Here is an 11,995-nt window from a genome sequence, read left to right on the forward strand (position 1 = left end):
CGCGCGGGGGGGGGGGGGTGACCGGGGGGGGCCCCCCCCGCCGGCCGGGCCGGGGGGCGCCGCGCGGGGGGGCACCGCAGGGGGGGCGGCCCGGTCGCCGGGGTTCCGGCGACCGGGCCGTCCACTGCGGTGCGGGAGGATCAGCCGGCCAGGCCGTTCCGCCAGAGGGTGTTGACCCGGCTGCGCTCGGTGGTGTTCGGGTACGCGTTGGTGCAGGAGGTGCCGGGGCCGCCGCCGGACATCAGCTCGCTGCACGGGCCCGAGTAGTGGTCCGGCAGGCCGAGCACGTGGCCGGTCTCGTGGGCCGTGACGCGCACCGAGTTGTACTGCCGGTTCTGCGCGTAGTCGAGGAAGATGTAGCCGCGGCCGTGGCCGTCGGTGCTGGCGTAGGAGCCGCGGGAGTCGTTGCCCTCGTAGTAGCGGAAGTCGGCGGCCGTACCGGACCGCAGCTGCACGTTGGCGACCGAGCCGTTCCAGATCTGCGCGCTCTGGGCTATCTGGTTGCGGAACGTGGGCGCGCTGCTGGCGTCGTAGGTCACGGTGACGGCCAGCAGGAAGGGGTTGGCGGCCTGCTTGGCCCGCGCGGACTTCATCACGGCCTCGAAGAACGCCTGGTTGTTGGCGTCCTCGGCGGCCGAGCCGGCGTAGGTGGAGGCGGACGGCGTGTAGCCCTGGGCCGGCGCGGCGGAGGCGGTGGTCGGCAGGGCGGCCAGGCCGGCGGCGAGCGCCAGGCCGACGGCGGCGGAGAAGGTGCGCGAGACACGGTTCATGTGGGGGGGCTCCCGTCACGGGTCGAGGGGTGGGGGTTGGGGGTTGGGGGTTGGGGGTTGGAACCGGGTGGGGATGCGGCGGCGGGGCGGTACGGCGGTGAGGCCGTGCCGCGGTGGTGCGGGGTGCGGGCGCCGCGGTGGTGCGGGTGGACGTGCGCACGGCCGGCCGGAGGGGTCGTCCGGCCGGGGCGCGCCGGGGGCCGCCGGAGAGGCGGACCGTCAGGGGGCCGGATCAGCCGGCCAGGCCGTACCGCCACAGGGAGTTGACGCGGCTGCGCTCGGTGCCGTTCGGGTACGCGTTGGTGCACGACGGGCCCGGGCCGCCGCCGGACATCAGCTCGCTGCACGGACCGGTGTAGTGGTCGGGCAGGCCCAGCACGTGCCCGGTCTCGTGCGCGGTCACGCGCACCGAGGAGTACTCCTGGTTCTGGGTGTAGTCGAGGAAGATGTAGCCGCGGCCGTGGCCGTCGGTGCTGGCGTAGGAGCCGTTGGCCGGGTCGTCGCCCTCGTAGTAGGCGAAGTCGGCGTCGGAGCCCTCCTGGAGCCGGACGTTGGCGACCGAACCGTTCCAGATCTGCGCGCTGCGGGCTATCTCCGAGGCGAACGACGGCGCGTTGCTCGCGTCGTAGGTCACGGTCACGGCCAGCAGGTACGGGGTGGCGGCCTGCTTGGCCCGCGCGGACCTCATCACGGCCTCGAAGAACGCCCGGTCGTCGGCCTTGCCCGCGCCCTTCGCGGCGGTGCCCGGGGTGTAGTGGCGGGCGGCGCCGGCGTCGGGGGCGGCCACCGGGGCGGCGGTGGCGGCGGCCGGCAGCGCGGCCGTTCCCGCGGCCAGCGCCAGTCCGAGCGCGGCGGAGAGCATGCGCGGCAGACGGTTCATGTGGGGGCTCCGATTCGCGAGTGCGCCGCGGACGGTGGGGGCCGGGCCGCGGGCATCGGATGAATGCTTGTGCTGCCCCCAGAGCTTCGGCCAGGCCGGCGGCCCGGCGGATGATGTCAACCGGCGATAGCCCGGACCAATCACCGCGCCGCCCCGGCGCTTCCCGCACCCGCGCCGCCCCGGAGCCGTCCATCGGCCCGACAGCCTGTCATGTCCCTGGCGTCATCCCGTTTCGGCCGTTACGCTCCCCGATGTGGAGCTCGACGTGAGACACCTGCGGGTGCTGTGCGCGATCGCCGACACCGGAAGCCTCCGCAAGGCAGCGCTGCAGCTCGGCATGACCCAGCCGTCGCTCACCACCCAGCTGCACCGCATCGAACGGGCCGTCGGCGGAACGCTGTTCACCCGGGAGCAGACCGGCAGCCGGCCGACCGCGCTCGGCCACTCCGTGCTGTCCCGGGCCAGGCCGGTGATCGCCGAGATGGCGGCGCTGGTGGCCGCCGCCCGTCAGGAGGCCCGGGAGACGGCCGGTGGCGAGCGTGCCCGGCGGCTGCGGATCGGCAGCGTCGGCAGCCGCGCGGTGGCCGCCTGGCTGCGCCGGCTGCACGAGCGGCTGCCGGAGACCGACACCACCATCCAGATCGACATCTCGGCCAACGCCCTGCTGCGGATGATCGCCGCCGACCAGCTGGACGTCGCGTTCGTGCACGAGAGCGAGGGCTTCCCGCTGCGGCTGCCCCCGGACGCCGAGCACCGGGTGCTGCTCGCCCGCGAGCCGCAGTTCGTCGCGCTCGCGGCCGGCCATCCGGCGGCCGCCCGGCCGTCCGTCCGGCTGGCCGAACTCGCCGAGGACACCTGGATGGTGGACCCGACCGCCGACCACGAGTACGCCGCGATGCGCCGGGTGTTCCGGGCCGCCGGGCTCAACCCCCGGGTGGTCCAGGTGCGGGACAACGCCACCGCCGCCGAACTGGTCGCCTCCGGGGAGGCGGTCCGCCCCTGCCAGCCGACCTCCGTGCCCGGGCCGGGCACCGTGGCGCGCCGGCTGCACGGCGACCCGCTGGCCGTGCGGCTGCTGCTGGTCTGGCGTCCGCGCGCGCTCGGCCCGCCGGCCCGCGAGGCGCTGTACGAGGAGCTGCGGGCGGCCTACCTGGACCTCGCCCAGGCCAGCCCGGCGTACCGGGCCTGGCTCGCCGGGCACGACGAGGTGCTGCGCGGCCTGCTGGGGCCGGCCCCGCCGGACCCGCCGCGCGCGCACGGGCAGCCGGCGCGGGGCGGGCCGAACGGGACGGCACCGGCGCACGGAACGGCACCGGCGCACGGGACAGCCCCGGTCAACGGGACAGCGCCGGTGAACGGCACGGGCCCGCCGTACGGGGCCGACGGCCGGGACGAGGAGCACCCCCGCGACGGGCAGCCGCGGGAGGGCGCACCGCAGCACCGTCCGGCGGCCCTCGCTCAGCGCTCCCTGGCGTGCAGCGCCACCCCGGCCGCCACCGTGACCGCCGTCACCAGGCCCGCCGCGAGGACACCGGCGCCGCCCGCCGCCGTACAGGCGAGCACCGCCACCGAGGCCGCCGGCAGCAGCGACAGCTGAAACGGGCCGGTCTTGGCGTACCGGGCGTGCAGCCCCCAGACGGTGAGCAGGTAGAGCGCGGTCGGCACGGTCACCGTCGCGGTGGCGGCCGTCTCGGAGACGTGCGCCTTGTGCACGGCCGATTCGACCGCCACCTCCAGTCCGGCGCCGATCGCCGCCGCCGCGCCGAAGACCAGGTAGTGGCCGTACCCCCAGAGGAAGCCCTGGCGGTTGGACCGCAGGTGCTCGTGGACCGGCCGGGCGAAGTAGATCCACCAGGCCGAGAAACAGATCAGCAGACCGCCGGCCGCGACCGGCAGCAGCCGGCCGAGGCCCTCGTGCTCGTCCACCGCGGACTGCACCGCCACGGTCGCCGCCGCCACCGTCTCGCCGAGCACGATCAGCGTGAACAGGCCGTACCGCTCGGCGATGTGGTGCGGGTGCCAGGGGGTCGACAGCCGCAGCTCGGCGATCGCGGGCACGGCCAGCTCGGCCAGGATCCCGAACGGGATCACCACCGTCCGGACGTCGTGCGGCAGCAGCAGCACCACGCCCCAGCCGATCTGGCAGAGCGTGATCCCGACGGCGTAGCGCACCGCCACCCCGCGGGCCGCCCCCTCCTCGGCCGCCGCCGCGCGCAGCCACTGGGTGACCATGGCGAGGCGCATCACCACGTAGCCGAGCACCACCAGCACGATGTCCCGGTCGGCGAAGAGCCGCGGCACCCCGGCCGCGAGGACCAGCACACCGGCGATCTGGACCAGCGTGGTCACCCGGTACGGGACGTCGTCGCAGTCGTAGGCGGAGGCGAACCAGGTGAAGTTCATCCACGCCCACCAGATGGCGAAGAAGGCGAAGAGGTAGCCGGTGAGGCCATCGCCCCAGTGGCCGTCCGCGAGGTCGTGGGCGAGTTCCCGTCCGGCCTGGCCGACGGCGACCACGAAGCAGAGGTCGAAGAAGAGCTCCAGCGGGGTGGCCACCCGGTGCGGCTCGTTCCTGCTGCGCGGGACCATCCGGCGCACCGGGCGCGGATCGGCGGGGCGCGGACCGGGCCGGCGCCGGCCCGGCACGGGGGCGGAATCGCTGCTCATCGACGGGTCTCCGGGCTCCGGACGGGCGGGCTGTACCCGCCGCATCCTGGCAGCGGGCCGGGCGCCGCGCACGCACCGGCGCCCGGCCCGGCGCGCCCGACAGCCCGTTCGTCAGCGCCAGTTGACGCCCAGGTGCGCGAACCGGGTGACAGCACGGCGGGTTTCCGGGCGCGCCCGTGCCGTACGGCCCCGGGGCCCGGACCGCCCGCTAGATTCGTCCCCGGTTCGGAGCGGACGGGGCCCGGGGACGGTCCCCGCGGCACGGGTGGCCTGCGGGCATCGCGGAAGGTCAAGGCGGGTGGCGGGACAGCGGGGGCGGCGGTGCCGGTCCCCCCGTGTCCGCGCCACCGGCCTCGTGATCACCGCGCTGCTCGCCAGCGCCCGCCGTACGGTCGCCCCTCCGGCGGGGGTCGCCCTCGCGGCTACTTCTCCCAGCCGACCTTGGCGTAGTCCGTGCTCGCCAGGCCGAACGCGCCGTAGTTGGCGAGCCCCTTGCGGGCCGCGACCACGGTCGGCCGCTGGTACAGCTCGAAGGTGTGGCCGAGCTCCCAGATCTTCGCGTCCGCCTGGTTGTAGAGCTTCGCGGCCTCCACCGGGTCGATCGTGCCGGCCGCCTTCTTCAGCAGGCCGTCGATCTCCTCGCTGCCCAGCTTGGAGTAGTTGCCGAAGACGTTGTCGCCCTGCGGCAGCCGGAAGTTGGTCAGGCTGCTGGAGAGCGGGAACGAGTCGGTGTTGCGCCAGCTGGCGATGTCCCACTTGCCGGGGTTGACGTACTTGGTGAAGAAGTCGTTGGCCGCGACCTTGTCGATCTCCACCTTGACGCCGGCCGCCAGCCACATCGCCTGGGCGGCGGTGGCGAGGTCCACCTGGGCCTGCGGGGTGGACTCGTTGAGCACCCAGTGCAGGGTCAGCGGCTGACCGTCCTTGGTGCGGGGACGGCCGCTGTCGGCCTCCTTCCAGCCGGCCTCGTCCAGCAGCTTCCGGGCCGCGGCCAGGTCGAACTTCGCCCACTCGCCGGAGTTGTCCCGGTAGCCGTTCTGGTTGGGCATGAAGATGTGGTTGCCGAGCGGCTTGAACTCCACCGGCACCCCGTTGTTGGCGATCTTGACGAGCGCGCCCCGGTCCAGGGCCTTGCCGAGCGCCCGGCGGACCTTCACGTCGGCCAGCGGACCGCCGCCGCCGAAGGAGATGTGCACCTCGTCCCACGGGCTGGCGGAACGGATCACCGCGTCCTTGGCGTCCTTGAGCTGCCCGTACGCGGTGGCGGTGCCGGCCGCGGCGAAGTCGATCTCGTTGTTGAGGAAGGCCTGGGTGGTCGCCGACTGCGCCATCACCCGGAAGGTGATCTTCTCCGCCTTCGGCTTGGCGCCCCACCAGTTCGGGTCCGGGACGAGTGTGAGGGTCTGGGCGGTCTTGTCGGCGGTGCCGACCTTCAGCGGGCCGGCGGTGATCGGGATCCGCTCCACCCAGCCCTTGTTGAAGTCCTCGGCGGTGGCGATCCCGGCCGCCGGGATCAGCGGGCGGAACAGGTTCTGCCAGTCGGCGTACGGCTCGGAGAAGGTCACCTTGACCTCGGACGGGTCGGCGCCCTGCTCGACGGCGGAGATCAGCTCGTAGCCCGCCGAGTCGGCGATGTTGTAGCCCTCCTTCTTCCCGTTGGTCGCCTCCCAGTCGGCCTTGAAGTCGAGGTAGCCCAACGGCTTGCCGTCCGACCACTTGGCCTTGGGGTTCAGCTTGTAGGTGATCACCTGCGGCGAGCTGGAGGTGACCTTGGCGTCCACCAGGTAGTCCGCGACCGGCTTGAAGGTGCCGGTCTCGTCGGTGGTGAAGAGGCTCGGCTCCAGCGTGCGCATGATCTCGACCGCGTCGCCGTAGCGGCCGTCCACCTGGAACGGGTTCCACTGGGTGATCCACTGGTAGAGCGGGAAGCGGACCTCGCCGCCGTCGCGGACCTGGTCCAGGGGCTTGGCGTTGATGTCGATGGACCCCTGCCCGGGCGCCTCGCTCCTGACCGCCTGGTCCGCCGAACCGCCGCCGCCCGAACTGCACGCGGTGGCCGCCAGGGCGACGGCGAGGGCGAGGGCGGCGGCGCGGCCGAGTCGGCGCGCGGGTGTGGCGGAAGCGTCCATGAGGGTCCCCCCGTGATGTCCGGCGGTCGGTGAGAGGCGAGCGCCGCGAGGTGTGGCGGCGCTTGATCGTGGGCAGCCAAGTCGGCGCCGGGGACAGAACGTAACAGCCGATCAGAGCGAGTACCAAGGGGTCGAGTTGACACCTGGTCCAAACGAAACCGGGCGCAACACGGCCGCAACACCGCGGCCGCGCACCGGTGCCACACTCTGAGCTGAGTTTTCCTGACCACGGTCAAGAACCGCGACCGCGTGACCGCGCGACCCGGCTCCCCGGGCCCCGCCCCCGCCCGACCCCGTCCTCTCCTCGGGACCCTCACCCTCGACCCGAAGGCCGCCTCCGATGCCCACCAGACGCGTCGGCCCCGCCCCCACCCCGGGCGACCGCTGATGCTCCGCTACCTGACCAAGCGGCTCGCCTACTACGCCGTCCTGCTGGTCGCCGCCGTCTTCCTGGCGTACGCGCTGGCCGGCGCCGCCCTGCAGCCGCGCGCCTACTTCGAGGCCAAGGTGCCCCGCCCGGCCGCCGCCTCCGTCGAGCGCCAGCTCACCGACCTCAACCTGAACGACCACACCCCGGTCGTCCAGCGGTTCGGCCGCTGGGCCGGCGGCCTGCTGCTGCACGGCGACCTCGGCCGCACCATCCACGACACCCCCGTGATGGACGACTTCCGCCGCCGGATCTGGGTCTCGCTGCGGCTGCTGCTGGTCGGCAGCCTGCTCGGCATGGTGCTCGGCGTCGCCGCCGGGGCGTGGAGCGCGGTGCGCCAGTACCGGCTCTCCGACCGGCTGCTGACCGTCCTGTCCTTCGTCCTGCTCTCCACCCCGGTCTTCCTGGTCGCGCTCTTCCTCAAGAACGGCGCCATCGCCGCCAAGAACGCCGTCGGCCACGAGGTCGTCCCCTTCACCGGGTACGAGACGCCCGGCCTCACCGGCGGCCTCGGCGCGCACCTCGCCGACTGGGCGCTGCACCTGCTGCTGCCCACCCTCTCGCTGGCGCTCGGCGGCCTCGCCACCTACAGCCGCTACCAGCGCGGCACCATGCTCGACGTGCTCGGCTCCGACTACCTGCGCACCGCCGAGGCGAAGGGCCTCACCCGGGGCCGGGCACTGGTCAGGCACGGGCTGCGGACGGCGGTCATCCCGATGTCGACGATGTTCGCCTACAGCTTCCTCGGCATCTTCACCGGTGCCGCCTTCACCGAGACCATCTTCGGCTGGCACGGCATGGGCGAGTGGTTCATCCAGTCCGTCAACGAGCAGGACGTCAACGCGGTCGTCGCGGTCAACCTGTTCGCGGCGGTCGTGGTGCTCGCCTCCGGCTTCCTCGCCGACACCCTGCACGCCGCGCTCGATCCGCGCGTGCGCTCCTGACCCGAGGAGGAACCCCGTGACCGCCGCGATCACCGGCCCCGCCGAGCCCGTCTCCCCCGGCCCGGCCGCACCCGGCCCGACCGGGCGGGGCCGGATCGTCCTCGCCCGCCTGCTCGCCGCCCGCCAGGCGGTGTTCGGCGCCGCCGTCGTCCTGCTGCTGTTCCTGCTGGCCTTCGCCGGCCCGCACCTGATCCCCTGGGACTACGCCACCCCCGACTACGGCGCGCTGCGCCAACCGCCCTCCACCACCCACTGGTTCGGCACTAACGGGATCGGCCAGGACGTCTTCGCGCAGACCCTCCGCGGCCTGCAGAAGTCGCTGGTCATCGGCCTGCTGGTGGCGCTGTTCTCGACCGTGCTGGCCTCCCTGGTGGGCGCCTGCGCCGGCTACTTCGGCGGCTGGACGGACCGGCTGCTGATGTTCCTGGTCGACCTCATGCTGGTCTTCCCCGGCTTCCTGGTCATCACCATCGTCTCGCCCCGGCTGAAGGGCGCGGGCTGGCTCGCCTTCGTGCTCCTGCTCGCCCTGTTCAACTGGATGATCACCGCCCGGGTGGTCCGCTCGATGACGGTCTCGCTGCGCGAGCGGGAGTTCGTCCGCGCCGCGCGGTTCATGGGCGTCCACCCGCTGCGCGTCATCACCCGGCACGTGCTGCCGAACGTCGCCTCCTTCCTCATCATCGACGCCACCATCGCGGTCGGCGGCGCCGTGATGAGCGAGACCGCGCTGTCCTACTTCGGCTTCGGCGTCAGGGCACCGGACGTCTCGCTCGGCACCCTGCTCGCCGCCGGCACCAGCGAGGCCCCGGTCTTCCCCTGGCTGTTCTACTTCGCCGCCGGGCTGCTGGTGCTCTTCGTGCTGGCCGTCAACCTGATCGGCGACGGGCTGCGCGACGCCCTCGACCCCACGGCCGAGGCCGCCCGCCGGCCCCGCCGCGCCCGCACCCGTTTCCCCGCCCGCACCCGTGACGGCGCCCCCGACCACGCCCCGAGGAAGAGGACCCGCGCGTGACCAGCACCGCCGCGGCCGCCACCGCGACCACCGCCGCCGGCACCCCGCTGCTGGACGTGCGCGACCTGCGGGTCGACTTCACCGGCCCGCGCGGCGCCGCCCCCGTCCCCGCCGTGCGCGGCGTCGACCTCGCCCTGCGCCGGGGCGAGACCCTCGGCATCGTCGGCGAGTCCGGCTCCGGCAAGTCCGTCACCGCGCTGGCCGTCCTCGGCCTGCTGCCCGGCACCGCCCGCGTGCGCGGCTCGGTCCGGCTGGACGGCCGCGAACTGGTCGGCCTGCCCGGGCGCGAACTGGCCGCCGTGCGCGGCCGGCGGATCGCCATGGTCTTCCAGGACCCGCTCTCCGCCTTCACCCCCGTCCACCGGATCGGCGACCAGCTCGTCGAGGCACTGCGCATCCACCGCCCCGGCCTGGACCGGACCGCCGCCCGCCGGCGCGCCGCCGAACTGCTCGACCTGGTCGGCATCCCGGCCCCCGGTCGCGCCCTGGACAGCTTCCCGCACGAGTTCTCCGGCGGCATGCGCCAGCGCGCCATGATCGCCATGGCCGTCGCCAACGACCCCGACGTGCTGCTCGCCGACGAACCCACCACCGCCCTCGACGTCACCATCCAGGCGCAGGTGCTCGACGTGCTGCGCACCGCCCGCCGGGAGACCGGAGCCGCGCTCGTCCTGGTCAGCCACGACCTCGGGGTGATCGCCGGGATGGCTGACCGGGTCGCCGTGATGTACGCGGGGCGGGTCGTCGAGACGGCGAGCGTCGACGAACTGTTCGCCGCGCCGCGCCACCCGTACACGCTCGGCCTGATCGGCGCCGTCCCCCGGCTGGACGGGCGGCGCGGACCGCTGGTCCCGATCCCCGGCACGCCCGCGCCGATGGCCGGGCTGCCGGACGGCTGCCCGTTCGCCGCCCGCTGCCCGCTGGCGGAGGACCGCTGCCGCACGGCGGAACCGCCGCTGGCCGGCGCCGCCGGCCACCTGGCCGCCTGCGTCCGGGCCGGCGAGCTCGCCGAACGGCGGCCGGCGCCCGGCGAGGTGTACCCGGTGCCCGAGCTCCCGGCGCCGGCCGGCCCGCCGGTGCCCCGGGAGCGGCGCCCGCCGGTCCTGGAGGTCCACGGGCTCACCAAGACCTTCCCGCTGCTCAAGGGCACCGTCCTCAAGCGCCGGATCGGCTCGGTCCACGCCGTGGACGGCGTGGAGCTGTCGATCCGGGAGGGCGAGACGCTCGGCCTGGTCGGCGAGTCCGGCTCCGGCAAGTCCACCACCCTGTTCGAACTGCTGCGCCTCGCCGCCCCAGAGTCCGGCCGGATCGAGCTGCTCGGCCGGGACACCGCCGGACTCTCCCGCGCCGAGGCCCACCGGATGCGGTCGGACCTGCAGATCGTCTTCCAGGATCCGATGGCCAGCCTCGACCCCCGGATGCCGGTCGGCGACATCGTCGCCGAACCGCTGCGCGCCCAGCGCGCCGCGAAGGACGAGATCGCCCGCCGGGTCCCCGCGCTGCTGCGCCAGGTGGGCCTCGACCCGGCGCACGCGGTGCGCTACCCGCACCAGTTCTCCGGCGGGCAGCGGCAGCGGATCTCGATCGCCCGCGCGCTGGCCGTCCGCCCCCGGCTGCTGGTGCTCGACGAGCCGGTCTCCGCGCTGGACGTCTCGATCCAGGCCGGGGTGCTCAACCTGCTCCAGTCGCTCAAGGCGGAGCTGGGCCTCTCCTATCTCTTCGTCTCGCACGACCTCTCGGTGATCCGGCACCTCGCCGACCGGGTCAGCGTCATGTACCTGGGGCGGACGGTCGAGCAGGGCGAGGTGTCCGCCGTCTTCGACCGCCCCCGGCACCCCTACACCCGCGCCCTGCTCTCCGCCGTCCCGCGGCCGGACCCGGCCGCCGAACGCGCCCGCACCCGCGTCCTGCTGGCCGGCGACCCGCCCTCCCCCACCGTCCGGCACGCCGGCTGCCCGTTCCGGGCCCGCTGTCCGGTCCACCCGGGGCTCGACGCGGCGGCGCGCGGGCGCTGCGCGGACGAGGCGCCACCGCTCACGGCGGCCGGCCCGGCGGGCACGGACCACCAGGCCGCCTGCCACTTCCCCGAGGGGTGAGGGAACCGCCCGGCCGGGCGCCTCCGAACGGCGGACACCTGCCTGGCAGGCCCCCGGCGGCCGTGCGACAACTGCTGCTATGACCTGGTCCAACCTGACGATCCTGTTCGGCTCGATGGCCATCGTCACCGTGCTGCTCCTGCTGCTGCCCCGCTTCGTGTCCGCCGAGGACCGAAAGCCGCACAACGATGTGACGGCGGCCATCTTCGCCATGGTCGGCGTCCTCTACGCCGTCCTGCTCGCCTTCGTGGTGATCGTCGTCTGGGAGGCCGCCGACGCCGCCCGGGCCACCACGTTCCGGGAGGCCGACCAGCTGGCCGGCCTCTACTGGACGTCCCGTCAGTTCGACAGCCCCGCGGGGATCGAGCTGACCAATCTCACCCTCCAGTACGCGCACACCGTCGTCGACGACGAGTGGCACCTGATGGCCGATCACCGCACCGACCCGAACATGACCGAACTGGTGTACCGGATCCGTGACACCACCAATGCCCTGCAGCCCCTCGACTTCCGCCAGCAGGCGCAGTTCCAGAACGCGCTCCAGCACGTCGAGGGCCTGGCCACCGAACGCCGCGGCCGGCTCAACCAGGTCCAGGACGCGGTGCCGCCACTGCTCTGGATCCCGCTGATCGCCGGCGCGGTGCTGACCGTCGGCTTCGCCTTCGCGTTCGGCACCTCCAGCGTCCGGCTGCACCTCACGATGGCGCTGACCATGACCGCGATGATCTGCGTGGTGCTGATCGTGATCAAGGAGATGAACTACCCCTTCGACGGCGTGAACGCCGTCCGGCCCGATGCCTTCCAGGTCTTCCTGAACCGGCTCCCGGCGAGCCGCTGAGATCGACCCGTCCGTCACCCTCGGTAGCCGATCGGTGGCGATTCGGCGGAACGGTCCGACTGCGTGTAATGTCTTCCAGGTCAGCAGGCGCCGCTAGCTCAGTTGGTTAGAGCAGCTGACTCTTAATCAGCGGGTCCGGGGTTCGAGTCCCTGGCGGCGCACCGACGGCCGAAGGCCCCCTCGCAGCAGCGAGGGGGCCTTCGGCGTTCCCCGCGACCGGGGCGGAGCGTCT

The 11,995-nt window shown here is 73.9% G+C and carries 8 protein-coding genes, 1 tRNA gene and 1 pseudogene; 6 read left to right on the forward strand and 4 right to left on the reverse strand.

The window, feature by feature from the left end; all coding sequences use genetic code 11:
* Window positions 1-140 precede the first annotated feature (140 nt).
* Both snpA (ABT093_RS35855) and snpA (ABT093_RS35860) read right to left on the reverse strand, forming a co-directional pair.
* Complete coding sequence (snpA, locus tag ABT093_RS35855; protein ID WP_350571463.1) at window positions 141-770, reverse strand: snapalysin; 630 nt, start codon at window positions 768-770, stop codon at window positions 141-143.
* A 232-nt stretch (window positions 771-1,002) separates the two neighbouring features.
* Window positions 1,003-1,650 carry a snapalysin gene (gene snpA, locus ABT093_RS35860; RefSeq protein ID WP_350571465.1) on the reverse strand — a complete coding sequence of 216 codons (648 nt, stop codon included), beginning with the start codon at window positions 1,648-1,650 and terminating at the stop codon, window positions 1,003-1,005.
* Window positions 1,651-1,930: 280 nt separating this feature from the next.
* On the opposite strand from snpA (ABT093_RS35860), the pseudogene ABT093_RS35865 reads away from it, so the two are divergent.
* Window positions 1,931-2,737: pseudogene (locus ABT093_RS35865) on the forward strand (LysR family transcriptional regulator); the annotation flags it as partial.
* Between the two features lie 371 nt (window positions 2,738-3,108).
* Here ABT093_RS35865 and ABT093_RS35870 read toward each other — a convergent pair.
* Entirely contained in the window at window positions 3,109-4,317 is a 1,209-nt protein-coding gene (locus tag ABT093_RS35870) for a low temperature requirement protein A (protein ID WP_350571466.1), read from the reverse strand.
* A 422-nt stretch (window positions 4,318-4,739) separates the two neighbouring features.
* Window positions 4,740-6,446: an ABC transporter family substrate-binding protein gene (locus tag ABT093_RS35875; protein WP_350571468.1), complete on the reverse strand. Its 1,707-nt coding sequence runs from the start codon at window positions 6,444-6,446 to the stop codon at window positions 4,740-4,742.
* Window positions 6,447-6,833: 387 nt separating this feature from the next.
* Between ABT093_RS35875 and ABT093_RS35880 the strand changes: the two genes are divergently transcribed.
* The 5 genes from ABT093_RS35880 (at window position 6,834) to ABT093_RS35900 (ending at window position 11,924) form a co-directional block, all read left to right on the forward strand.
* Window positions 6,834-7,817, forward strand: a complete 984-nt coding sequence (locus ABT093_RS35880; protein WP_350571469.1) for an ABC transporter permease — start codon at window positions 6,834-6,836, stop codon at window positions 7,815-7,817.
* A gap of 16 nt (window positions 7,818-7,833) precedes the next feature.
* Window positions 7,834-8,829, forward strand: coding sequence for an ABC transporter permease (locus ABT093_RS35885; RefSeq protein ID WP_502884389.1), 996 nt, complete (start codon window positions 7,834-7,836; stop codon window positions 8,827-8,829).
* On the forward strand, window positions 8,826-10,925 hold the full coding sequence (locus ABT093_RS35890; RefSeq protein WP_350571470.1) for a dipeptide ABC transporter ATP-binding protein: 2,100 nt from the start codon (window positions 8,826-8,828) through the stop codon (window positions 10,923-10,925). The genes ABT093_RS35885 and ABT093_RS35890 overlap by 4 nt, the downstream gene beginning before the upstream one ends.
* Window positions 10,926-11,004: 79 nt before the next feature.
* Window positions 11,005-11,763 (forward strand): bestrophin-like domain, encoded by a 759-nt coding sequence (locus ABT093_RS35895; protein ID WP_350571471.1) that lies wholly within the window; start codon window positions 11,005-11,007, stop codon window positions 11,761-11,763.
* Window positions 11,764-11,850: 87 nt separating this feature from the next.
* Window positions 11,851-11,924: transfer RNA gene (locus ABT093_RS35900), tRNA-Lys, on the forward strand.
* The last annotated feature ends 71 nt before the right edge of the window (window positions 11,925-11,995 follow it).

This window comes from Kitasatospora sp. NPDC002551, assembly GCF_040296005.1.
In the GTDB taxonomy this organism is placed as follows: domain Bacteria; phylum Actinomycetota; class Actinomycetes; order Streptomycetales; family Streptomycetaceae; genus Kitasatospora.